Genomic DNA, 22,092 nt, shown 5'->3' with positions numbered 1-22,092 from the left:
GTGTGAGCGCCGCGCGCCGGGAACCTTCCTGGCTCCCTCGTGGTTGCGGACGTCATTCGGAGGCCTGCCATGCCCCTGCTCGTCCGCTTCGTCATCCTCAACTTCGCCGCCGGTACGGCGATCGGCGTCGCCGTCGTCGCCACCGCCTTCTTCGGCAGCAGCGGCGCCTTCGGCGCCCTCGGCGCCGCGAACGACCGCCTGCTCGCCTTCACCATGCTCGCGATGACCGTGGCGCCGAGCTTCGGCCTCGGCTTTCTCGGAACGGCACTGGCGTTCCTCGCGCTCGATGAATGAGACCCGAAGGCCCGCCGCCTGGGCGGGACATCAACCACCGACGCCGCGCCCGGAGGCGTACACCCGAAAGGAAGATCCATGGCACCCCGCTCCATCCGCGCCCTCCCGGCTGCCCTTCCCCCGCTCTACGCCTTCGAGGTGGACGGCAGGATCACCGCCCCGGACGTGGAGTGGATGGCAGGCATCCTGGAGGCGGCGTTCGAGGCGAACGGGACCGTCGACATCCTCATCGTGATGCGTGACTATCAGGGGCTGGACGTCGGCGCGGCCTTCGACCCGAAGGCACTGCGCGCACAGGCCCGGGCGGCGGCGCATGTCGGCAGATACGCGGTCGTCGGGGCGCCCGACTGGGCGGAGACCATGATCAACCTGTTTTCGCCGGTATCTCCCGTGGAAGCGAAGACCTTCGACCTGGAGAACGAGGATGCCGCCTGGGAATGGGTCCGCAGCAAGGGACCGACCGGAGGCTAACCATTCGATCGATGAAGCTGACGATCACGGGCTGACGCAGCACCGAGCCGATCATGCCGATGGCGGCTGCACAGAGAAGAAGCCAGGCGATCTCCCGAAAGACGACGTCGGTCACGAAAGCCCCCGTGACCCGCCGGAACGCGGCCGATTCCACTCCGCCGTCCGATTGCTTCAACCGCCAAGCCGCGTCTCCTCCCTCATCGCCGCATCCCGGGCCGCATCCGGGAAGGTCGCCGCAACTGGGCCACGATCCCCGCCATTCCGACAGTACATGCGCCGTCGCGATCCTGCGCGCGGATCAGCGGATGACCGTGGCCAGCGCGCCGAGCCCGGCGGCCAGCGCGACGCCTATTCCCACGAACTGGAGTGCGCGGCGGCGGTCCAGGCGCGACGTGACACCGCCACCATAATCGAACCGCTCGTAGACGACGTTGTCGATCGGCAGGCCGAGATCGAGAAGAGTATCGGAAACGGCGGTGACCATCGGACCGGGGCCGCACATGAGCGCGATGGTCTGCTTGGGGTCGAGGCCCGCCAGAAGCGCGGCCAGCCGCTGCCGGTCGAGCCGCCCGACCACGCCTGTCCAGCCCGCGGCGTCCTCTTCGCTCACGAGCATCGTGCGCAGGTCGAGCATGCTCTCCGCCGCCTCGATCTCGTCCAGGCAGGCGAAGTTGGCGGGCGTGCCGGCGGCATAGCCGAGGCGCACCGGCCGCGGGTCCCGCCGCGCCACCATGTCGCGCAGGAGCCCCATGATCGGTGCGATGCCGACGCCGCCGGCCAGGAGGACGACGTTTTTCGGCTCCTGCTCGGCCAGCACGAAATCGCCGTGCGGCCCGTCGAGACCGACGGCGGTTCCCGCCTCGAGGCGCCCGACCGTCCGGGTGAAGTCGCCCGCTTCCTTGACGATCAGGCTGATGCCGGGACGGGACGGGCTGTCGGCGATGGAAAAGGGATGGTCGAACAGCGGGAACCGGCGATTGCCCACCGTCATCCAGACGAACTGGCCCGCCTCATAGTGCCAGGCAGGGTTGCCCGGCTCGGGCTGGATGTCGAGCTCCCACATCCTGTCGGCGACCTTCCGCACCGAAGCGAGCCGCCATGGCCTGCGATGCAGCAACAGCCAGCGCCAGCCATAGAGGATGGCCAGGACCGCGACGGCGGCGAGCGCGACCAGCCACCAGAACGCCTCGACAAGCCCGGCCGCGCTGAAGCGGCCGCTCGTCAGCGCGTGATGAAGCCCCGCGCCCACGGCGACCGCGCCGAGTACCAGATGGCTCGCCCGCCAGGCTTCGTAGCGCCAGGGCACGCGCTCGCGCAGCAGGGAACTGCCGACCAGCAGGAAAAGGGCGGCGAGCGCGACGACGCCGGACCGGTAGTGGGACAAGGTCAGATAGGCGATGAACCGTTCCTGCCCGAGCGCCGGATCGTTCAGCCATGTCGGCAGGACGTAGAGGACGGGGTGCAGCACGAGGCCAAGCACGACCCAGCGGGCAGCGATCTTGTGGAACGCCATGATCCTGTCGATGCCGAGCCGCCCCGACACCACGGCGAAGCGGCCGGACGTGACGAACTGCACCGCCATGGCCGTCAGGCCGGCGAGCCCCAGCGCCGCTGCGCCGGCCTCCCAGGGATCGAGCGGCGCCACGGTGCCCGTGGCGGCCAGAACGACCGGCATAAGGCAGACGAGCAGATACAGAATCGCGAGAACAGTTCCGGGCAGGCGCAGGGCACCGCTGGTCTCCATCACGTCGGCTCCATCGCTGGCGCTGTCATTCCGAATCTATCCGGCTGGTGATCCCCTGGGTCTGAATTCTATACTAGGATGACGATCGCAAGACGTCTTGATCCAGGTCATGGAACGGTCATCGGTTGTCGGCGATGTTCGAATTCGGTGAATCCGAGACCGGAGGATAGCCATGCGTCTGGTGACGCTCAGCCGCAGATTTCTTGTTTCGATGCTGGTAGGTCTTGGGCTCTGCGGCCCTGCTGCGGCCCAGCAGGACGACGCCCTGTCCGCTCTGGTGGATGCCTGGCTCGCTTCGCCGCATGGCAGCTATCATTCTCCCTCCTTCACCTACTGGAACAAGGAGGGCGCGGTGCCCGTGCAGTGCGCGGCATGCCACTCGCAGCCCGGCTTCGTCGATTTTCTCGGCGCGGACGGAAGCGCGGCCGGCATCGTCGACGCGCCGGCGGCGATCAACGCACCCATCGGCTGTGCTTCATGCCACAATTCGGCGGCCGGGGCGCTCGACAGCGTGACATTCCCGTCCGGGGTAACCGTCGACGAGCTCGGGGCCTCCGCAACCTGCAACGTGTGCCACCAGGGCCGGGCCTCGACCGACGCGGTCGCAGCGGCGACGCAATCGCTGGAGGAAGACGCCGTGTCGGCGGATCTCGGCTTCATCAACGTCCACTACGGCGTGGCGGCGGCCGTCGCGCAGGGATCGCAGGTGCGGGGCGGCTATCAGTATCCCGGCCGCCGCTATTCGGGACGCTTCCACCACGTGCCGAGTGCCAGCGCCTGCGTGGACTGTCACGAGCCGCACGCGACGACGGTGGAACTGGAACCCTGCCTGACCTGCCATCGCGGCGTCGGGGACGTCCGCGCCATCCGGATGCGCCATTCCGATTTCGACGGGGACGGCAATGCGGCGGACGGTATTCATTCGGAGATCATGGGTCTGCACGCCCGGCTGGGCGACGCCATCCAGGCCTACGCCGCGGACGTGTCCGCTGCGCCGATCGGCTATGCGAAGGAGACCTTTCCCTATTTCTTCGCCGATACGAACGCCGACGGGCAGATCGGCCCGGACGAAGCGGTCTTCCCCAACCGCTACCGGAGCTGGACGCCGCGTCTGCTCAAGGCCGCCTACAATTATCAGGTCGCCGCAAAGGATCCTGGCGGCTACGTCCACAATCCGTCCTACATGCTGCAGCTTCTGTACGACAGTCTCGAAAGCCTCGCCGAGCGGGTCGAGATCGACATGACCAGCCTCGACCGGCCCTGACGGAAGCACCGCGTCGGTCGCAGCGGCAGGCTCGGACGGGAAGCGTGGGCCTCCGGCCGGCGCCGCGCCGCCAGCGTCGCGTCACGGGTCGATGCCGTAGCGGCGCATCTTTTCCCACAGCGTGGTGCGCGAAACCTGGAGAAGGTCGGCCGCGTCCTTCGTCGAGCCGCCGGTCCTTGCCAGAACGGCCTGGATGTGGCGGCGTTCCGCCGCCTCGCGAACGTCGGAGAGGCTGCCGTCGAGAACCTCGTCATCCGCGGTACCGCCGCGGCCGGCGTCGACACCGTCCGGAAACAGGTCGGATGCCGCGAGTCTGCCGCCGCCCCCGAGCGCCACCGCCCGCTGGACGCGGTTGATCAGCTCGCGGACGTTGCCCGGCCAGGCATGGGCGAGCGCGGCCTCGACGGCCGCCGGATCGACGCTGATCCCCGGGAGGCCGTTCTCCGCGGCGGCGGCGGCGGCGATGGTTTCGATCAGGTCGGCGATGTCCTCGGGCCGCTCGCGCAGCGACGGCAGCCGGCAGGTGATCACGTTGATACGGAACCAGAGATCCTCGCGGAAGGCGCCGTCCGAGACGAGGCGCTCCAGGTCCTTGTTGGTGGCGCAGACCAGCCGGGCGCCGAAGCCGCGGTCCTCGGCGGCGCCGAGCCGGCGGAACCGGCGCGTCTCCAGAACCCGCAGCAGCTTGACCTGCAGCGGCAGCGGCAGATCGCCGATCTCGTCCAGGAAGAGCGTCCCCTCCCCCGCCTCCTCCAGGAAGCCGCGATGCACCCCGGCCGCTCCGGTGAAGGCGCCGCGCTCGTGGCCGAAGAGCATGGAATCGGCAAGTTCGGCCGGCATGGCGCCGCAGTTCACCGGAACGAAGGGCTGCGCGGCGCGGGGACCGGCATCATGGAGGTGGCGGGCGGCGACCTCCTTGCCGCTGCCGGTCTCGCCGAGCAGCAGGACCGGCAGCGCGACCTGGGCTGCGCGCGACAGCATCTCGGCGACCGGCCGCATCGCGGCGCTGCGGCCGAGCGGGGAGCCGGCGCCGCCGGTCCGCGCGGCCGAGAGGCGGACGATGTCGCGGAAGCGGTCGACGAGCTGGTCGAGGTCGAAGGGCTTGGTGACGTAGTCGAGTGCGCCTTCGCGCACCAGCCGCACCGCCTGCTCGATGTCGCCATAGGCGGTCATGAAGATCGTCGGCACCAGGCCGGCGGTCCTGAAATGGCTGCGCATGACGGTCTCGCCATCGCCGTCGGGCAGGCGGATGTCGGACAGGATGATGTCGGGCCGGGTGCCCGGCAGCGCCGCGCGTGCCTCCCTGGCCGAACGGACCCAGCGGACGCGGAAGCCTTCGAGCTCCAGCCGCTGCTGCAGCGAGGCTCCCAGCGTGGCGTCGTCCTCGATCATCAGGATCAGTGGCACCGACATGGCTAGCTCCCGCTTTCGGTGCGTGAAGGAAGCGACAGGGTCACGGTCGTGCCGCGCCCCTCCTCGCTGCGGATCGACAGGCTGGCGCCGATGCGCTGCACGAGGTTCGACACCACCCACAGGCCGATGCTGCGCTCCATCGGGATCTCGTCCATCTGGCCGGAGACGATCGCGGCCACGACTTCGGGCGGCATGCCGCTGCCCTGGTCGGCGATGCCGATGGCGACGGACCGCCCGTCCGCGGCGTGCGCGAGCGTGATGGCGATTTCGCTGCCGGGAGGCGAGACGCCGACCGAGTTCAGCAAGAGGTTCACCAGGATCTGCCTGAGCGCGTCGACGTCGACGTCGATGACCACGGTCTCGTCGAGGTCCCATCGCAGCGTCACTTCCGCGCGCTGCGCTGTCGGCAGGATCAGCAGTTCGAGGTCGCGGATGTCGCGCGCGACGAGCGACGTCCTGCCCGGCCTGCGGCGGTAGGTCGACAGGGTCACGTCGACGACGCGGCCGATGCTGTCCAGCCCGCTGTCGAGCAGGTCGACCGTCTGCTGGCGCACCTGCGGCTGGTCGCCGAAGCGGCGCAGCGTCGAGACGCCGTTCTTCAGCCCCGCCAGCGGGTTGCGCACCTCGTGGGCGATGGCCGCCGCCATCCGCGCCAGGAGCGCGTCGCGCTCCTGCTGCGCCATCTGCTCGACGATCCTGGCGCGGTCGGCCTCCGACCGCTCGCGCAGCGCCAGGGCGGCCTCCAGCCGCTGCAGTTCGTGCCCGCGGCGAAGGCCTGCGGAAGCAACCGCGCCGTCCTCGCTGTGGGCCAGCCGGCTGATGAAGCCATCCAGCGGCGAGAGCACGCGACGGGCGATGACATAGACCGTCAGGGCGGCCAGGATCGCAACCAGGACGTCGATGCCGATCGTCAGGCGGAACGCCGTCTCGGCGGCGTCGAGGATCGTCGTCGTGTCGAAGGTGGCAGCCAGCAGAAGGACCCCCTCGCCGAGCGCATAGGTGCGCAGCACCAGCAATACCGCGTTGCCGGGGTCGTTCCATTCCGACACGGCGTCCGGCCCGATGTCGGGCGCCTCGTCCAGCGCCGCGATCAGCCGCTCCTCATGGGTCGGTTCGCCGAGCACCACGGTCTGCGCTGTGCCCATCGTCCCGACCCATCGTGCGGCAATCGCCTGTTCCAGAAGCGCGGTCCGGAAGATCAGCGAGGCCGCCATCTGCCGGCGCACCGCGTCTGGCGATTCGTCGGTCTCGGCCGCGATGTTGCCGGCGACGGCGTCGAGGAAGACCACGGCCTGATCGCGCAGAGCGGTCTCGTCATTGGCCTTCAGGATGCGCACGCCGATCTGGGTCGTGCCGACGGCGACGACGAACATCGCCAGCGCCACGAAGAGCGGCAGCGCGAAGGTGAGCGGCAGGGTGGGCTTCGGAGTCGGGCGCATGGTGCGTCAAGCTAGACCAGCCGCGCGGGTCAGGGCCAGCGACCTGTCGCCGCGTGCCCCGCCGACGCGCGACGCGATCAGTCCGGTGCCTCCATCAGCAGCACCTCGCAGGGGGCGTCCGGCGCGATCCGGCGGCGCCAGTGGCTGCCGAACCAGCTGGTGCGCAGCGGGCGCGGCGCCTGGCCGAGGATCACCGCGCGCGGCAGGCGGATGTCCTCGGGGATGGCGCAGTCGTCGGTCGCGACGATCCGGCGTTCGAAGCTGCAACCGAAGCGGTGCGCGATCGCCTCGACCTCGTCGCCGCCGTCGGCACCGGCTGGTCCGACATGGACGATGTGGGACGCCGGCCAAAGCTCGCCGGCCAGTGCCCATTCGACGAGAGCCGGCAGATGCCGCTCGTCGCGGTCGCGAACGACGATCGTCCCCCGGGCCGGAACGGGTGCATCCGGAGAGACGAAGAGCACCGGACCCCGATGCACCATCGGCAGGCGCAGGAGACCGTCGGGATCCCATGTCGTCTGGTCGCGGCGCACCTCGACCTGGTGGTGGAACCAGCCCTCGCAGGGCAGCACCAGGAGCACGCGGCCCGGGTCGGACGTCGCGAGCAGCCGCTCGGGATCGCCCTCGTCGTAGTTCAGCGCCGCCTCACCGCCGCTCCCTTCCATGCAGGCGCGCATGTCGCGGATGGCTTCGCTGGCGCGCTCGCGGATCAGCTGGCGCGCGCCGGCCGGGTCGGCCGCGCATTCGATGGCGCCCGTATCGATGATGACATGCGCCGACAGGTCGGACCGGAGCCGCCGGGCGATGGCGCATGCGCGGGCCGCGACGGCCGGCACCTGCCCCTGGATCACCGCGAACCGGACGGCCTCGATGGATGGAAGCGAGACGACCGGTGCCGGACGCGGCGCGGACCGATCACGTTTCTTCGGCGACGGAGCCGGCCGAAGAGTCGCCGTAGTGGCCCCGGGCGCAGCGGTCCTGGACGGCAGCCAGGCGAGACGCTCGTCGAGCGAGCGGTCCGACCGCTCCAGCACGCCGGCCAGCGCGTCATCGCCGCGCAGCGAGAGCCGGGCGCCCGACATGTACGACGCACGGCCGAGGAGATGGCCGGCCACCGGCACGGTCAGGAGCAGGAACACGATCGTCAGGAGCCCCATGACGGTCGCGTCGGTCGCGCCATGCGAGATCACCGACCCCAGGATGACCAGCCCGGCGCCCAGCGTGCCGGCCTTGGTGGCGGCATGCATGCGCTGGAACGGATCGGAAAGCCGCATCACGCCGATGCCGGCAATGCAGAGGAAGCCGACGCCGAGGAGCTTGAGCAGGACGGAAACGACGATCATCGGTTCTCTCCCTTCTTCTTCTCGAGCAGCGCCGACAGCGAGCAGGTGGCGAGGAAGCCGATGAGCGCGATGCCGAAGGCGATGTCGAGGAATTCGCGCCGGCCGGTGACGATCATCGTCAGGCAGGCCACCGCCACGGCGATGCCGGTCAGCATGTCGAGCGCGATGAAGCGGTCCGCATAGCCGGGACCCGTCGCCATGCGCAGGGCCGACATGCCGAGCGGCAGCATCAGCACTGTGATGAGCACGGCCGCGATCGTCGGCAGATGGGTGTCCAGAAATTCGATCATCCTTCAATCTCCTTGATGCGGGCCTCGAACGTCGACTTGATCGACGCGATCACCTCGTCGGCCGAGGGCGCGTCGAGCACGTGGATGTAGAGGGTCGACATGTCCTCGCTGACATGCAGCGACGTGGTTCCGGGCGTCAGGCTGACGCAGTTGGCGAGCGTCGTGACCCCTGCGGCGGTGCGCAGCCCGATCGGCACGGCGATGATGGCCGGGGACGAGGCGTCCTTCGCGCCCAGCACAGAGCGGGCGACGGCGACCGACGAGACGACGAGCTCCTTCAGGAAGATGGCGGCGAGCGAGGTCACCTGGAAGGCGCGGGCGGCAATGGCGGTCATGGCGTTGCTCCTGCGATCTGCCGCTCCGCGAAGACCGCGGCGATGAACTCGGCCGGATCGGTCATGGTGCCGGCGGCGACGTTGGCGAAGGCGACCAGCGGCTCGGGATTGAAGCCGATGGCGAGCGTGATGGCGCCGAGGGCGGCGATGGGGACGAGCATGGCGACCGGTACGGCCCGGACGCGCGACACCTTCCGCGGCGAGGTCTTCCAGAAGGCCTCGATCCAGATCTTGCTCATGGAGAAGACGGTCAGCAGGCCGACGAACAGCGCCAGCGCACCGAGCCAGGCCATGTCTGCGCGAAACGACGCGTCGATGACCATGAACTTGGCCCAGAAGCCCGACAGCGGCGGGATGCCGGCCAGCGACAGCGCCGGGACCAGGAAGAGCACGGCGAGCAGCGGCGAGGCCTTCATCAGCCCGCCCGCCTTGCGCAGGTCATAGGTGCCGGTCGCCCTGTGGATGGCGCCCGCCACGAAGAACAGGTTCGCCTTCACCACGATGTGGTGGATGATGTAGAAGACGGCGCCCGCCATGGCGAGCGGCGTGGCGATGGCCAGACCCAGCATGATGTAGCCGATCTGGCTGATGATGTGGAACGACAGGATGCGGCGGATGTCCCACTGGATCGCCGCGCCGAAGACGCCGAACAGCATGGTTCCCGCAGCGAAGAAGGCGACGATGGGCCGGATGCCGCCGTCGTTCACCTCGAACAGCAGCGTGAAGACGCGGAAGCAGGCATAGACGCCGACCTTGGTCAAAAGCCCGGCGAAGACTGCCGAGACGATGATCGTGGCGGTGTGGTAGGAGGCCGGCAGCCAGAAGAACAGCGGGAAGAAGCCGGCCTTGATGCCGAAGGCGAGCAGGAACAGCATGGCCGAGACGGTCAGCGCCATCGAGCCGTCGGTCTGCGGCAGGACGCGGGCGAGATCGGCCATGTTGAGCGTGCCGGTCACGCCGTAGAGCAGCCCGATCGCCATCAGGAAGAGGATGGTCGAGAACAGGTTGAGCACGGCGTATTTGATCGCGCCGTCGAGTTGCGCCCGGGTCCGGTCGAGCGTGATGAGGCCGAGCGTGGCGATCAGCATCACCTCGAACCAGACGTAGAGGTTGAAGATGTCGCCGGTGAGGAAGGCGCCGTTGACGCCGACCATCAGGCCCTGGAACAGCGGGTAGAACCCCGCCTTCACCTGCCGCCGCCTGACGTCGGCGATGGCGAAGAGGCCAGCCGCGAGTGCCAGCACGCCGGAGATCACCACCATGGCGGCGCCGAAGCGGTCGGCGACGAAGGAGATGCCGAAGGGCGGCGCCCAGCCGCCGAACTGCTTGGTCACGATGCCTTGCGCCATCACGGCGTCGAGCAGGACGAGCGACGCGCCGAGCGTCAGCACGAGGCCCGTCAGGCTCGCGGCCTGCTGGACGCGCGGGCTTGCCCAGGCCGCCGCGCAGAGCGCCGCGGTGGCGAGCGGGATGGCCAGCGGCCAGAGCAACACGGTGTCGGTGATGAAGTCAGGCATTGCGCGGCGCCTCCTTGGCGAACGGGCTGCCGAGCGCCTCTGCGTCGGTGTGGTCGCTGGTGATCACCGAGCCCACGGAGCGGTAGGTCTTCAGCATCAGCGCGGCGGCGAAGGAGACGAGCGCGAAGCCGATGACGATGGCGGTCAGGATCAGCGCCTGCGGCAGCGCGTTGGCGGTTTCGGCGGCCAGCACCTGCAGGCCCGGCTCGATCACCGGCGGCGCGGTGAAACGCAGGCCGCCGGCCACGAAGATCAGCAGGTTGGTCGCCGTCGACAGGAGCACGATGCCGATCAGGATGCGCATGCCGTGGCGCGACAGCAGCAGATAGACGCCGCAGCCCATCTGGGCGGCGATGGCGAAGGCGTAGACGAGGTTCACTGCTCGATCCCTTCATAGAGGCGGAAGACGAGGCACAGCACGCCGCCGACGACGACGCAGTAGACGCCGATGTCGAAGGTCGTGGCTGTGCCGAGATGGGTGGAGCCGATCTCCATCCACCAGTGGGTGAGGAAGGAGCGATCGGACAGGAGGCCCGGCAGGCCGCTGACGAAGGACAGGAGCAGCCCGCCGCCCATCAGCGCGACCGGATGGACGACGAGCGCCCGCCTGGCCGTCTCCACGTCGCGGGCCATGGCCAGCAGCGCGAAGCCGAGGGCCGCGATCAGGCCGCCGATGAAGCCGCCGCCGGGCTCGTTGTGGCCGCGAAACAGCATGAACAGCGACACGCCGATCATCAGCACGAAAAACAGCCGCGACATGGTGGCGAAGATGATCTGCATGGGACTACTCCTTGGTCCGCACCCTGGCGCCGCTGCCACGCAGCAGCGCCCAGGCGGCGATGGTGGCGAAGGCGACGACGGCGATCTCGCCCAGCGTGTCGATGGCGCGGTAATCGACCAGGATCACGTTGACGACGTTGCGGCCGAAGCCCTCGAGGTAGCTCGTCTGGCCGAAATACTCGGTCAGGCTCATGTCGATCGGGATGGCGCTCATGCTGGCGACGGCGAGGAAGATGACCAGGCCGAAGGCCGTCGCCAGCGCCGCGTCTCGGCGCCGCTCCCCGGTGGTCCGCGAGTGGCGCTGCCGCGCAGGCAGGCGCAGCAGCACCGCCGTCAGCAGGATGACGAGAAGCGTCTCCACCGCGATCTGCGTCAGGGCGAGGTCCGGCGCGCCGTTCAGCATGAAGATGACGGCGACCGCGAAGCCGACGATGCCGACCGAGACGAGCGCCGCGATCAGCGAGCGGGCGAGCACGGTGGCGACCGCGCCGGCGGCACTCAGCGCCAGGACGAGGGTCACCGAGACGCGCAGCGACCCGTCGGGCGCGGCGATGTAGAAACCCGCCGGGCCGGCGAAGAGCGCGATCGCCAGCCCCGCCACCACAACGGCCACGACGACCGCGGTGTAGCGGCGCTGGTCGCCGTTCTGCAGCAGGCGGGTCGAGGCACGCGCGATCTCGAGGGTCCCGTCGACGACGAAGTGGTAGCCGCCGTCGCCGATCAGGCGGAACAGCCGGTCGTGGCGGCGCAGGCGGTCGTGGATGGCGTCCCACCAGACGACGATGGCGACACCGATCGAAACCACCAGGGCGCTCAGCACCAGCATCGGCGTCAGCCCGTGCCAGAGCTTGAACGAGACGTCGATCGGGCTGCCGTGGAGGGCGGAGGCCGCCGGGCCGATCAGCAGGTCGCCGATGCCGCCAGGGAAGAGGCCGATGACGACGCCGCCGGTCGCCAGCAGCAGCGGGCCGACGAGGAGACCGGGCGTCTCGCCGTGCTTCACGGCATCGACGCGGTGGCTCTTGAAATAGAACGGCTTGATCGAGACGACGCCCGCCACGCCGCACATCACCGCGTTGACCAGCACGGCGACGACGATCGGCACGACGTTCCAGCCGTTGGTGAGCTGCGCCTCGAAGAGGTATTCCTTTGAGATGAAGCCGACGAAGGGTGGCAGGCCGGCCATGCTGAGGCTGGCCAGCACGGCGGCCACCGCCGTCACCGGCAGGAAGCGGGCGAGGCCGCCGAGCTTGCGCAGGCTGGTCTCGCCGGTGGCGTGGATCGCGGTGCCGGCGCAGAAGAACAGCGCCGCCTTGTAGAGCGCGTGCGCCAGGATGAACCCGACGGTCGCCACCGCCGCCACCTCCCCGTCGAGCCCGATCAGCATGACCAGGATGCCGAGCGAGGCGACGGTCGAGTGCGCCAGCACCGCCTTGTAGCCCTCCGCCCGCAGCGCCTTCAGCGCGGCCACCGTCATGGTCAGGGAGCCGACGACCACCAGGGTCGTGCCGAAGGCCGGCATGGTCGCGAACACCGCGTCGAAGCGGGCGAGCAGGAAGATGCCGAGCTTCACCATGGTGGCGGAGTGCAGGTAGGCGGACGCCGGCGTCGGCGCGGCCATGGCGTTGGGCAGCCAGAAGTGGAACGGCACCTGCGCCGACTTGGTGAAGGCGCCGATCATGATCAGCGCGGCGATCACGCCGGCCCAGGGGCTGGCGACGAGTTCGCCGGAACGCGAAAGAACCTCGGTGAAGGAGAAGGTGCCGAGCGTCATGCCGATCAGCAGGATGCCCGCGAACAGCACCAGCCCGCCGCCGCCGGTGACCAGCAGCGACTGGATCGCCGCCTTGCGCGCCTCCGGCTTGTGGCCGTCGAAGCCGATCAGCATGAAGGAGGTGAGGCTCGTCAGCTCCCAGAAGACGAACATGACGATCAGATCGTCGGACAGCACGGTGCCGAGCATGGCCGCCATGAACAGCAGGATCAGCGCCAGGAAGCGGCCCATGTCGGCCACGGGCTTTTCGGCGAAATAGGCGCCGGCATAGATCGTCACCAGCGTGCCGATGCCGGTGATCAGCAGCGAAAAGAGCATGGAGAAGCCGTCGAGCCGCAGGGTGACGTCGACGCCCAGCGACGGCACCCACGAGATCGTCGACATCACCGCGCCGCCGTCGGCCACGTCGCCCGCGTGCTGCAGGATCATGACGAACAGGGCGAGCGGCACCAGGCTCATCACCCAGCCGGAGGCCTTGCCCAGCAGCTCGGCAGCGGGCCGCGCGATGGCCGCGCCCGCCAGTGCAATGAGGATGATCCAAGCCATGTCCACGATGTTCCCTTCGCTGGTCGCCCTCCCCTTGCATGGGGCGTGCCAGTTTCGGAAACGTCGTTATTTCAAGATCTTGGCCAGGTTCCCGGCCGCGGGCGTCAGGAATTCCGAACGGCTTTGGCGGACCTGTTCGGATTTCCGGACGGCGCGCCGGAACGGGCCGGGGCGGCTACGCGCCCTCCCCCGCGACGGCGACCAGCAGCAGGCGCAGGCACGCGACGTCGGGATGCGACTGGCCTCGCGCGTCGATCAGCTCGACCTGGCGGCGGGCGGCCGCGGCGAGATCCTCTCCATGCGGCACCGACAGGAGCCAGTCGGCGAAGACCTCGTCGGGCGGCGGCAGCGGCGAGACGCGTGTCCGTCCGCCCGCGCGGGGCGGGCTCGACCGCGTGGGCGAGGCGTCGGGATCGCGGCCGGTCATGCCGCGACCTCCACCGCCGTCAGCGGCTTCGAACAGCAGGCGAGGATGAAGCCCTCGGCGATCTCGTCGTCGAGGATGCCGCCATTGTGCGCCATCTCGACCTCCCCTGAGAGCTTCATCGTCTTGCAGGTGCCGCACAGCCCGAACTCGCAGGCGGCCGGAATGCGCACGCCCGCCGCCCGCGCCGCCTGGAGGATCGTCTGGCCGGGCAGGCATTCGCCGCTGGCGTCCGACAGGGAGAAGCGGATCGGCAGCGCCTCCTGCACCGGCGCGCCGTCCTCGGCCGCCAGCGCCTCGACATCCACCGGCGCCGGAGCCGGAGCCGGCGCGGCAAAGCTCTCCTGGTGGTAGTGCGTCATGTCGAAGCCCGAGGCTTCCAGCATGCCGCGCACCGCGCGCATGAAGGGATCGGGGCCGCAGCAGAACACCTCGCGCTCGCGGAAGTCGGGCGACAGCAGCGGCAGGCGCACGGCGTCGATGCGGCCCATGTGGCCGAACCAGCTCTCGCGGCTCGACCGCTCCTCGATCAGGAAGCCGAGCGACAGGCCGGGCATCCGGCTGCCCAGAAGCTCGAGCTCCTTGCGGAAGATGATCTCCTCGGGCCGCCGCGCGCAGTTGACGAAGGCGACGTCGGACCACGGCGCGCAGTCGGAAAACCAGCGCAGCATCGACATCATCGGCGTGACGCCGGACCCCGCGGAGATGAACAGGTACTTTCCCGCCGGGTGATCGTGATGGGTGAAGCCGCCCGCCGGGCCGTAGGCGCGGACATGGGCGCCGGGCTTCAGGTTCTCGAACATCCAGCGCGTGCCGATGCTGCCCGCCTGCGCCTTCGCGGTCACCGCGATCGAGAAGGGCCGCGAGGGCGAGGACGACAGCGTGTAGGTACGCAGCAGCGGCTCCGGCCCGACCGGCAGTTCCAGCGTCACGAACTGGCCGGGCTTGTAGCGGAACCAGGTCTGCGCGTCGGAGCGGAAGGTGAAGGTGCGCACGTCCGGCGCCTCCTCGGTCACGCCGGTCACCTCCAGCACCTGCAGCCGGTCGTCCCACGGGGTCATCTCGTCGAGATGGCGGTAGAGGGCGGGATCGGCGGGGGCGTTCATGCCCATTCTCCAGCCGCAGCGCCAAGCACCCCCTCACCGGTTCGCTGCGCAAACCACCTCTCCCCCTGCCCGGGGGAGAGGAAGCCGTGCCGGAGGAGCGGCGAAGACAAGGCGGGCGTTTCCTCTCCCCCGGGCAGGGGGAGAGGTGGCCCGAAGGGCCGGTGAGGGGGTGCTTCGGCGACAGAGCGAGCAGCTCGGGGGAAATGCACCATCCTCCCCTCCCTCACGCCACGCTCTTCAGCCGCGGCGCGGCACCTTCCGCGAGGCGCGGCGCCATGAAGCCGGCATACCAGTCGACGAACTGGATCACGCCGCCCTCGTGCAGTTCCGAATAGGGTCCCGGCTCGTAGGCGGGCGAGCGGATGCCGAAGGCGTTCTCCTCGACGATGCGGCGGTCCTGGTCGTTGGTTTCGGTCCAGACGTGGGTGAGTTCGGCGAGGTCGTAGTCGACCCCCTCCACCGCGTCCTTGTGGACCAGCCACTTGGTCGTCACCGCCGTCTCGTTGGCGCTGATCGGCAGCACGCGGAAGGTCACGGCATGGTCGCCCAGCACATGGTTCCAGGTCGTCGGGTAGTGGTAGAGGAGCAGCGTGCCGATCCGGTCGGCGGCGACGTCGTCGGAGAGATTTCGCTTCACCGCGCGCCGGCCGCTCATGGTGTAGCTGACGGCGTCGCGCAGCAGCGGCGCGCGGGTGGCGCGGTACTGGCCGCGCTCGTCGATGCGGAAGCGCGACGGCAGGCCGGCCGCCTCGCATCTGGCCCAGTGCGCCAGCATGTCCGGGTCGCTCTCGGCGCCGTTGACGCCGGTCACCGTCGGCGCTTCCGGGAAGGTCTTGCAGAGTTCGGGATGATTGCCCGCGCAATGGTAGCACTCGCGGTTGTTCTCCCAGACGAGCTTCCAGTTGCCCTTCTCGACGATGGTGCTCTCGAAGGCCACCTTGGCCTCGGTCAGCCGGTGCGGCCGGAAATAGGGCTCCATCAGGGCGCGGAACGGAGCGAAGTCCGCCGGTTCGTTCGCCAGGCAGATGAAGACGTAGCCGCCGACGCTCTCGCAGGCGACCGGCTTCAGGCCGAACTCCTCCTTGCGGAAGTCCTCCGCCATCTGCCTGGCGAAGACGAGCGATCCGTCGAGGTCGTAGGTCCACTGGTGATAGGGGCACACCAGCCGCGCCGACGTGCCCTTCTGCGTCGTGCAGACCCGGCTGCCGCGATGCCGGCAGGAATTGTGGAAGGCGCGGATCTGGCCGTCGCGGCCGCGGACGATCACCACCGGATAGTCGCCCACCTGCACCGTGAAATAGGCGCCCGGCTTCGCCACCTCGCAGTCATGGCCGACGAACAGCCAGTCGCGGTACCAGATGAGTTCGAGGTCGAGCCTGTGGTAGTCCGGGTCGGTGTAGAAGGGCTGTTCCAGGCTGAAGCCCGGCCGCCGGCTCTTCAGGAGCCTCAGCATGTCGTTGCGCGTGTCCATGTCCGTCCTCGCTTCCGCACAAGGACTGAACTGGTGGTGATGGAGGAACAGCGGCGCGTGCGCCGCCAGGGCTGCCCGAACCGCTCCGCCTCTTGACCGCCCACCGCGATCAGTCGGTTTTCAACAGGTCCGAGGCTGGTTTCCGGGCTCCGGAGCTGGCCGGTCAGGCCTCCCCGACACCTTCCCGGGCCTTCAGGCCCAGTGGTCTCCCGTCGGGTTTCTCGCTCCGCCACCGTTGCGGGGGCAGCGCCGGCTTCCCCCTTCCGGGGTTCCGGCTTCCCAATTATCCCTCCGGGCGTCGCCGCCGGAAGGCACCTTGAACGCGCCCACAACACCATGTCGCAATCGGGCAGGATCGCACGAATGCGACATGGGCCGCATTGGAAGGCGACAGTCCCCAGGGCGGACCACTCGCCCGTCCACCGGCCCCCGACCGGCGCGGGCCTGATCAGGATCAAGCGCCGGTCCGACCCCGCATGCTATGTCTGACGCGATTTCCGGGGGAGGACGCCGCATGAGGATCCTGAGCGGGGCGACGCCGCTGATCGCGCTCGACGCGGTCTGCGCCGACACCGAGACGACCGGCCTCGACACCACCACCGCGCGGATCGTGCAGATCGGCGCGGTCGCGATCTCGGGCGGCCGGGTGCGTACCGGCGAGACCTTCGAGACGCTGGTCGATCCGAAGATGCCGATCCCGCCCGCCTCGTCCGCCATCCACCGGATCGGCGACGCGGACGTCGCCGGCGCGCCGGCCTTCGCGGAGGCGCTCGCCCGCTTCGACGCCTTTGCCAGCCACCGCGTGCTGATCGGCTTTTCCATCGGCTTCGACCTCGCCGTCATCGAGCATGAGGCGAAGCGCGCCGGCATCCGCTGGAGCAGGCCGCGGACGCTATGCGTGCGTCTGCTCTCGGCCGCGGCCAATGCGAACCTGCCCGACCAGTCGCTCGACATGATCGCGCAGTGGCTCGGCATTCCCATCGAGGGACGCCACCAGGCACCCGGGGACGCGAGAGCCGCCGCGGACGTCTTCGTGGCGCTGCTGCCGCGGCTGGCCGAGCGCGGGATCCGCACGCTGGCCGAGGCCGAGCGGGCCTGCCTGTCGCAGACGGCGCAGATCGACAGCCATCACAAGGCCGGCTGGGCGGAGCCGGCCACGCGGCCGGAAGCGCCAGGACCGCGCGCATTCGGTGCCGTCGATCCCTACGCCTATCGCCACCGCATCCGCGACCTGATGGCGTCGCCGCCGCAGGTCGTCCCGGCCGACCTTCCCCTGCGTGGCGCCATCGACCTGATGGTGGAGAAGCGCATCTCCTCGCTGTTCGTCGCCGATACGCCCGAGCCCGGCCAGCCGCTGGCGGCCTACGGCATCGTCACCGAGCGCGACGTCATGCGCCGCATCGCCGCCAGCGGCGCGGATGCGCTGTATGAATCCGTCGGCCCGATCGCCACCCGCAGCCTCGCCTCCATCCGCGCCGAGGCCTTCGTCTACCGCGCCGTCGGTCGCATGGACCGGCTGAAGATCCGCCACCTCGCCGTGCGCGACGACCTCGGGCGGCTGGTGGGCGTGGTTTCGGCGCGCGATCTCCTGCGCCTGCGCGCGGGCGCCGCCGTCAGCCTCGACGACGAGATCGAGGCCGCCGCCGACCCGAGCGCGCTGGCCTCGGCATGGTCCACCCTGCCCGCCGTCGCCGAGGCGCTGATCGGCGAGGCGATCGAGGCACGGGTGATCGCCGAGATCGTCAGCGAGGAGCTGCGCATCGTCACCCGCCGCGCAGCGCAGCTGGCAGAGGCGGAGATGCTGGCGCAGGGCCACGGCCAGCCGCCCTGCCCCTATGCGGTGCTGGTGCTCGGATCGGGCGGTCGCGGCGAATCGCTGCTCGCCGCCGACCAGGACAATGCGATCGTGTATGCCGACGGCGCGCCGGACGGACCGGAAGACCGCTGGTTCGCCGCCCTCGGCGAGAGGATGGCGGCGATCCTCGACCAGGCCGGCATCCCGCTCTGCAAGGGCGGCGTGATGGCGAAGAACCCGGCCTTTCGCGGCTCCGCGGCGTTGTGGGCCGACCGGGTCTCCGACTGGGTCGGCCGGTCGCGGCCCGACGACCTGCTCAACGTCGACATCTTCTACGACTTCGCGCCGGTGCATGGCGATTTCGCGCTCGCGGCAAGCCTCTTCGACCTCGCCTATGCGCTCGGTTCGCAGAACCCGGTCTTCGCCAAGCTCCTCGGCGAGCGCATCGCCGTCGGCGCCGGTCCCTTCACCCTGCTCGGCGGCTTCCGCACCGAGGGCGGCCGCGTCGACCTGAAGATGCACGGCCTGTTCCCGATCGTCGCCTTCGCCCGCGCGCTCGCCATCCGCCACGGCGTGACCGAGCGCTCCACCAAGGCGAGGCTCTCCGGCCTGATCGCCAGAGGGCTCGGCAGCACCGGCGACATCGAGCGCCTCATCGCCGCGCACGGCACCATCATCAAGGCCATGCTCGCCCAGCAGAGCCGCGACCTGCTCGCAGGCATCCCCGTCTCCAACACGGTCGAGGTGGGCGCGATGTCGCGGACGGAACAGGGGGACCTGAAGGCCGCCCTGAAGACGATCCAGGTGATCCCGGAATTGCTCCGGACGCTGATGTTTTCCTGAGCGGGAACAGCGGCCTGGACCATATGAGAATTCACTCATGCATGTTGACTCAGCACTGAGGGCTGAAGTACCCCGCTTGAAGTACTGCAACCGTCGATTGCTCGACTGCTCAGTCTATGGGGGATTACTGGACCGTGAACAGCATCTTTTCTGGCCGCCACACGTGCGCCCGAGCCGCCGAAACCAGCCTCCTGCGTCGCGAGCCGTACGGTACTCTCCCGCGTCGTCCTGAACGGTCCGTCCCAGATGCGACGCTGCGGAGCGGCGTCTGCCTGGCCGCCCTTTCGCTCGCCGGGCTCACGGTCCTGGCCGCGCAGCCGGTGCTCGCCGCCGACCTGACCGTCCCGCAGGGCACCGTCACGGTCGAGGACACGCGCAGCGTCGGTACGGTCACCGTCGGCAGCGATGTCGCGGCGACGCTCGCGATCGCCGGCGGCAGCCTCACCAGCGAGAACGGCACCATCGGCGGTCCCGACGGGGGCGCAGGCGCCGTGACCATCACCGGAGCGGGCTCCAGCTGGACGAGCACCGGGGAGCTCACGGTCGGCCTCGATGGCGGCGAAGGCAGCATCACCGTCTCCGGCGGCGCCTCCTTCACGGCCCGCCGGTTCGCCCTTTCGACCGGAAGCTGGCAGTCGGGCGGCGGCGGCGACGGGTCGCTGACCGTGACCGGTGCCGGCACGACCTGGACCAATACCGGCGGCGTCGACATCGCCCGCACGGCCGGCTCGACCGGTTCGCTGACGATCTCGAACGGCGCGACCGCCTCGATCGTCAAGACCGGGATCTACACCGGCGCCGGCGCAGAGATCACGATCACCGGCGAAGGCACCTCGGTCACCATCGGCTCCAGGACGGTCGAGGAGGACCGGGCCTGGCTCAGCCCCGAGGGCGGGACGGTGACGGTTTCGGACGGCGCCTCTCTCTTCGCCAACGGCATCTATGTCGGTGCCGGCGGCAGCAACCTCACCACCATGACGGTCACCGGCCAGGACACGGTCGTGGAGGCGGACGTGCGCCTCTATGTCGGCGGCCAGAACGGCTCCAGGGACGTCGACCCGATGAACGGCAACGGCGTCCTCGTCGTCTCGGACGGCGCCGAGATCACCATTGCCGGCACCATCGGCGCGGGCATGGATCCGAAGTCGAAGGGCGCGATCACCGTCACGGGAGAAGGTTCGCTGCTGTGGGCAAAGGCCAACCCGGCAGCCAGCGCGCTCGGCAATGTCTATGTCGGCTACAACGGATCGGGCACCGTCACGGTCGCGGACGGCGCCACTATCAGGGCCGACAACGAAGTCCGCATCGGCTATGACGACCAGGGCGACGGCACGCTGATCATCGGAGCCGCCGAAGGCTCGGACGCTGCGGCCGCCGGCACCGTCGACACGGCGACGATCGTCTTCGGCACGGGCGGCGGGCAGATCGTCTTCAACCACACCTTCCTCGACACCGGCACAGGCGAACCCATCGACTACGGCTTCGCACCGGCCATCGAAGGCGATGGCGAGATTCTCCATCTCGAGGGCCTGACCCGGCTCACCGGCGCCAGCGGCGCCTTCAGCGGATCGGTGGTGCATCTGGGCGGCATCCTCGTCGTCGACGGTACGCTTGGCGACGGCACCGCGACCCTCGAGATCGGCGAGACGGGCGGACCCACGCCGGACGTCGTGGCGATCCTCTCGGGTGCCGGCACGATCGGAGGGAACGTGACGGTGCGGGCCGGCGGTATCGCCGCCGGCGACGTCGGAGGAATCGGCACCCTGACCATCGACGGGAACCTCGTCATGACAGGGGAATCGGTGCTCGGCGCCCAGTTCGATCCCGCGAGCGCCAATGCGAGCCTGCTGCACGTCACCGGCGAGGCGGAACTCGCCGGCAGCGTCGAACTGATACCGGCCGGCGACCGGTTTGCGGGCGACCGGACCTACACGATCCTGACGGCCGACGGCGGAACCAGCGGCGCCTTCCACCCGGTCGGGCCGGTCTCGGCCTTCGTCGATGCCGAACTCGCCCATGTCGACGATGACGTCCGGTTGATCATCACGCGCAACGCGGTGGCGCTTTCAGACGTGGCGGTCACGCCGAACCAGGCGGCGACCGCAAACGCCATCGCTTCGCTCGGCGCGAACGACGAGATCGGGCAGCGCATCCTGATGCTCGGGGCGGACGGCGCCCGCGACAGCTACGACAGCCTGTCGGGCGAGATCGCAGCGACCACCCAGAGCGGCCTCGTCCTGTCGTCTCAGTTCTTCAGCCGCACCGCCATCGACCGGATCGGCCAGGCCTTCGGCGACGGCGACGAGACCCGCACGGGCAGCATTCTCGTCTCCAGCTACGGACCGGCGGGAGACCTCGCCCCGGCGGCCACAGGACCCGGCGTCTCGCTCTGGACGTCCTTCGACGGTTCGCGCGGGTCGCTCGACGGATCGGGCAACGCCGCCTCGCTCGATCGCAGTTCGGTCGGTGCCGCCTTCGGTGCCGACTTCGCGCCGGGCGAGGCCAGTCGCTTCGGCCTCCTCGCCGCCTACCATTCGTCGGACTACGACGTCGACGGCCGCGCCTCCACCTCCGCCGCCGAAAGCTGGGAAGTCGGCGCCTATGGCGGCGTCCGGTTCGGCGACGTCACGCTCAGCGGCGGCGCGGGCTATGCCTGGCACGACATCGAGACCGCGCGCGTCGCCTCCATCGGCAATTTCTCGGAGGCGCTATCCGGCTCGACCACGGGCGGCTCGCTGCAGGTCTTCGGCGAGATCAGCCGGTCCTACGTGCTGCCCTTCGGCGCGGACACGCTGCAGGTCGAACCCTTCGCGGGGATCGACTACGTCCGCCTGACGGTGGACGGCTACCGCGAGACGGGCGGCCTCGCTGCCCTCACCGTCACCGGCAGCGAAACCGACGTCGGCTATTCGACCCTCGGCATGCGAACCTCGATGCGTCTTCATTCCGTCGGCGCCGGTGCGCGGCTCACCGGGATGCTCGGCTGGCGCCACGGTTTCGGCGACCTGACCCCGACGTCGACGGCGAGCTTCGCCGGCGGTTCGGCCTTCGCCGTCGACGGCGCCCCCCTGTCGGAAAACCTTGCGCTGGTGGGCGCGGGCTTCGCCGTCGATCTTGCGCCGAAGGCAACCCTGTCGTTCGACTATCGCGGGGCGTTCGGCGAAGCCTCGGCGGAAAACGGCGGCGAGGCGCGCTTCAGCCTGCGCTTCTGAAGTCCTCCGCGAAGACGGAAGACCGGTCCGC

General features: G+C 69.6%; 18 protein-coding genes and 1 riboswitch. Of the genes, 5 read left to right on the top strand and 13 right to left on the bottom strand.

Features of this window, described 5'->3' with window-relative positions:
- Window positions 1-69 precede the first annotated feature (69 nt).
- Together IAI54_RS03425 and IAI54_RS03420 are read left to right on the top strand one after the other, a co-directional pair.
- Window positions 70-294, top strand: a complete 225-nt coding sequence (locus tag IAI54_RS03425; RefSeq protein ID WP_187971026.1) for a hypothetical protein — start codon at window positions 70-72, stop codon at window positions 292-294.
- Window positions 295-372: 78 nt separating this feature from the next.
- On the top strand, window positions 373-765 hold the full coding sequence (locus IAI54_RS03420) for a SpoIIAA family protein (protein WP_187971025.1): 393 nt from the start codon (window positions 373-375) through the stop codon (window positions 763-765).
- 298 nt (window positions 766-1,063) lie between these two features.
- Here the strand turns inward: IAI54_RS03420 and IAI54_RS03415 are convergent, their stop codons facing one another.
- Window positions 1,064-2,509: a ferredoxin reductase family protein gene (locus IAI54_RS03415; RefSeq protein ID WP_187972998.1), complete on the bottom strand. Its 1,446-nt coding sequence runs from the start codon at window positions 2,507-2,509 to the stop codon at window positions 1,064-1,066.
- 172 nt (window positions 2,510-2,681) lie between these two features.
- Between IAI54_RS03415 and IAI54_RS03410 the strand changes: the two genes are divergently transcribed.
- The gene (locus IAI54_RS03410) at window positions 2,682-3,773 is read left to right on the top strand and encodes a polyheme membrane-associated cytochrome C (protein ID WP_235679235.1); all 1,092 of its coding nucleotides are present in this window, start codon (window positions 2,682-2,684) and stop codon (window positions 3,771-3,773) included.
- 81 nt (window positions 3,774-3,854) lie between these two features.
- Here IAI54_RS03410 and IAI54_RS03405 read toward each other — a convergent pair whose 3' ends face one another.
- The 12 genes from IAI54_RS03405 to IAI54_RS03350 all read right to left on the bottom strand — a co-directional run bounded on the left by IAI54_RS03405 (window position 3,855) and on the right by IAI54_RS03350 (window position 16,211).
- Window positions 3,855-5,186 (bottom strand): sigma-54-dependent transcriptional regulator, encoded by a 1,332-nt coding sequence (locus IAI54_RS03405; protein WP_187971024.1) that lies wholly within the window; start codon window positions 5,184-5,186, stop codon window positions 3,855-3,857.
- Window positions 5,187-5,188: 2 nt separating this feature from the next.
- Window positions 5,189-6,625: a sensor histidine kinase gene (locus tag IAI54_RS03400; protein ID WP_187971023.1), complete on the bottom strand. Its 1,437-nt coding sequence runs from the start codon at window positions 6,623-6,625 to the stop codon at window positions 5,189-5,191.
- A 77-nt stretch (window positions 6,626-6,702) separates the two neighbouring features.
- A complete protein-coding gene (gene mnhG, locus IAI54_RS03395) occupies window positions 6,703-7,968 on the bottom strand; it encodes a monovalent cation/H(+) antiporter subunit G (RefSeq protein ID WP_187971022.1) in 1,266 nt (421 codons plus the stop codon).
- Window positions 7,965-8,258 carry an MrpF/PhaF family protein gene (locus tag IAI54_RS03390; RefSeq protein WP_187971021.1) on the bottom strand — a complete coding sequence of 98 codons (294 nt, stop codon included), beginning with the start codon at window positions 8,256-8,258 and terminating at the stop codon, window positions 7,965-7,967. Before IAI54_RS03390 ends, mnhG begins: the two co-directional genes overlap by 4 nt.
- Window positions 8,255-8,593 carry a Na+/H+ antiporter subunit E gene (locus tag IAI54_RS03385; RefSeq protein ID WP_187971020.1) on the bottom strand — a complete coding sequence of 113 codons (339 nt, stop codon included), beginning with the start codon at window positions 8,591-8,593 and terminating at the stop codon, window positions 8,255-8,257. The genes IAI54_RS03390 and IAI54_RS03385 overlap by 4 nt, the downstream gene beginning before the upstream one ends.
- A complete protein-coding gene (locus IAI54_RS03380; protein ID WP_187971019.1) occupies window positions 8,590-10,110 on the bottom strand; it encodes a Na+/H+ antiporter subunit D in 1,521 nt (506 codons plus the stop codon). The genes IAI54_RS03385 and IAI54_RS03380 overlap by 4 nt, the downstream gene beginning before the upstream one ends.
- On the bottom strand, window positions 10,103-10,489 hold the full coding sequence (locus tag IAI54_RS03375; RefSeq protein ID WP_187971018.1) for an NADH-quinone oxidoreductase subunit K: 387 nt from the start codon (window positions 10,487-10,489) through the stop codon (window positions 10,103-10,105). Before IAI54_RS03375 ends, IAI54_RS03380 begins: the two co-directional genes overlap by 8 nt.
- The gene (locus IAI54_RS03370) at window positions 10,486-10,890 is read right to left on the bottom strand and encodes an MnhB domain-containing protein (protein WP_187971017.1); all 405 of its coding nucleotides are present in this window, start codon (window positions 10,888-10,890) and stop codon (window positions 10,486-10,488) included. Before IAI54_RS03370 ends, IAI54_RS03375 begins: the two co-directional genes overlap by 4 nt.
- Window positions 10,891-10,894: 4 nt before the next feature.
- Window positions 10,895-13,210 carry a hydrogen gas-evolving membrane-bound hydrogenase subunit E gene (gene mbhE, locus IAI54_RS03365; RefSeq protein ID WP_187971016.1) on the bottom strand — a complete coding sequence of 772 codons (2,316 nt, stop codon included), beginning with the start codon at window positions 13,208-13,210 and terminating at the stop codon, window positions 10,895-10,897.
- A 175-nt stretch (window positions 13,211-13,385) separates the two neighbouring features.
- Window positions 13,386-13,637 (bottom strand): hypothetical protein, encoded by a 252-nt coding sequence (locus IAI54_RS03360; protein WP_187971015.1) that lies wholly within the window; start codon window positions 13,635-13,637, stop codon window positions 13,386-13,388.
- Window positions 13,634-14,740, bottom strand: a complete 1,107-nt coding sequence (locus IAI54_RS03355; RefSeq protein ID WP_187971014.1) for an FAD-binding oxidoreductase — start codon at window positions 14,738-14,740, stop codon at window positions 13,634-13,636. Before IAI54_RS03355 ends, IAI54_RS03360 begins: the two co-directional genes overlap by 4 nt.
- A 223-nt stretch (window positions 14,741-14,963) precedes the next feature.
- Window positions 14,964-16,211 carry an aromatic ring-hydroxylating oxygenase subunit alpha gene (locus IAI54_RS03350; RefSeq protein WP_187971013.1) on the bottom strand — a complete coding sequence of 416 codons (1,248 nt, stop codon included), beginning with the start codon at window positions 16,209-16,211 and terminating at the stop codon, window positions 14,964-14,966.
- A 116-nt stretch (window positions 16,212-16,327) separates the two neighbouring features.
- Window positions 16,328-16,545, bottom strand: a riboswitch (cobalamin riboswitch).
- Window positions 16,546-16,725: 180 nt separating this feature from the next.
- Between IAI54_RS03350 and IAI54_RS03345 the strand changes: the two genes are divergently transcribed.
- Together IAI54_RS03345 and IAI54_RS03340 are read left to right on the top strand one after the other, a co-directional pair.
- A complete protein-coding gene (locus IAI54_RS03345) occupies window positions 16,726-18,849 on the top strand; it encodes a DUF294 nucleotidyltransferase-like domain-containing protein (protein ID WP_187971012.1) in 2,124 nt (707 codons plus the stop codon).
- A gap of 134 nt (window positions 18,850-18,983) precedes the next feature.
- Window positions 18,984-22,061 carry an autotransporter outer membrane beta-barrel domain-containing protein gene (locus IAI54_RS03340; RefSeq protein ID WP_187971011.1) on the top strand — a complete coding sequence of 1,026 codons (3,078 nt, stop codon included), beginning with the start codon at window positions 18,984-18,986 and terminating at the stop codon, window positions 22,059-22,061.
- The last annotated feature ends 31 nt before the right edge of the window (window positions 22,062-22,092 follow it).

The sequence above is a fragment of the Aquibium microcysteis genome (assembly GCF_014495845.1).
Taxonomy (GTDB): Bacteria; Pseudomonadota; Alphaproteobacteria; order Rhizobiales; family Rhizobiaceae; genus Aquibium; species Aquibium microcysteis.
This window is presented reverse-complemented; position numbering and strand designations above follow the sequence as displayed.

What these genes read in the sequence shown, in the direction of transcription:
- IAI54_RS03425 (WP_187971026.1), top strand. Translation starts at nt 70, where the DNA reads ATGCCCCTGCTCGTCCGCTTCGTCATCCTCAACTTCGCCGCCGGTACG.
- IAI54_RS03420 (WP_187971025.1), top strand. Translation starts at nt 373, where the DNA reads ATGGCACCCCGCTCCATCCGCGCCCTCCCGGCTGCCCTTCCCCCGCTC.
- IAI54_RS03415 (WP_187972998.1), bottom strand. Translation starts at nt 2,509, where the DNA reads ATGGAGACCAGCGGTGCCCTGCGCCTGCCCGGAACTGTTCTCGCGATT.
- IAI54_RS03410 (WP_235679235.1), top strand. Translation starts at nt 2,682, where the DNA reads ATGCGTCTGGTGACGCTCAGCCGCAGATTTCTTGTTTCGATGCTGGTA.
- IAI54_RS03405 (WP_187971024.1), bottom strand. Translation starts at nt 5,186, where the DNA reads ATGTCGGTGCCACTGATCCTGATGATCGAGGACGACGCCACGCTGGGA.
- IAI54_RS03400 (WP_187971023.1), bottom strand. Translation starts at nt 6,625, where the DNA reads ATGCGCCCGACTCCGAAGCCCACCCTGCCGCTCACCTTCGCGCTGCCG.
- mnhG (WP_187971022.1), bottom strand. Translation starts at nt 7,968, where the DNA reads ATGATCGTCGTTTCCGTCCTGCTCAAGCTCCTCGGCGTCGGCTTCCTC.
- IAI54_RS03390 (WP_187971021.1), bottom strand. Translation starts at nt 8,258, where the DNA reads ATGATCGAATTTCTGGACACCCATCTGCCGACGATCGCGGCCGTGCTC.
- IAI54_RS03385 (WP_187971020.1), bottom strand. Translation starts at nt 8,593, where the DNA reads ATGACCGCCATTGCCGCCCGCGCCTTCCAGGTGACCTCGCTCGCCGCC.
- IAI54_RS03380 (WP_187971019.1), bottom strand. Translation starts at nt 10,110, where the DNA reads ATGCCTGACTTCATCACCGACACCGTGTTGCTCTGGCCGCTGGCCATC.
- IAI54_RS03370 (WP_187971017.1), bottom strand. Translation starts at nt 10,890, where the DNA reads ATGCAGATCATCTTCGCCACCATGTCGCGGCTGTTTTTCGTGCTGATG.
- mbhE (WP_187971016.1), bottom strand. Translation starts at nt 13,210, where the DNA reads ATGGCTTGGATCATCCTCATTGCACTGGCGGGCGCGGCCATCGCGCGG.
- IAI54_RS03360 (WP_187971015.1), bottom strand. Translation starts at nt 13,637, where the DNA reads ATGACCGGCCGCGATCCCGACGCCTCGCCCACGCGGTCGAGCCCGCCC.
- IAI54_RS03355 (WP_187971014.1), bottom strand. Translation starts at nt 14,740, where the DNA reads ATGAACGCCCCCGCCGATCCCGCCCTCTACCGCCATCTCGACGAGATG.
- IAI54_RS03350 (WP_187971013.1), bottom strand. Translation starts at nt 16,211, where the DNA reads ATGGACACGCGCAACGACATGCTGAGGCTCCTGAAGAGCCGGCGGCCG.
- IAI54_RS03345 (WP_187971012.1), top strand. Translation starts at nt 16,726, where the DNA reads ATGAGGATCCTGAGCGGGGCGACGCCGCTGATCGCGCTCGACGCGGTC.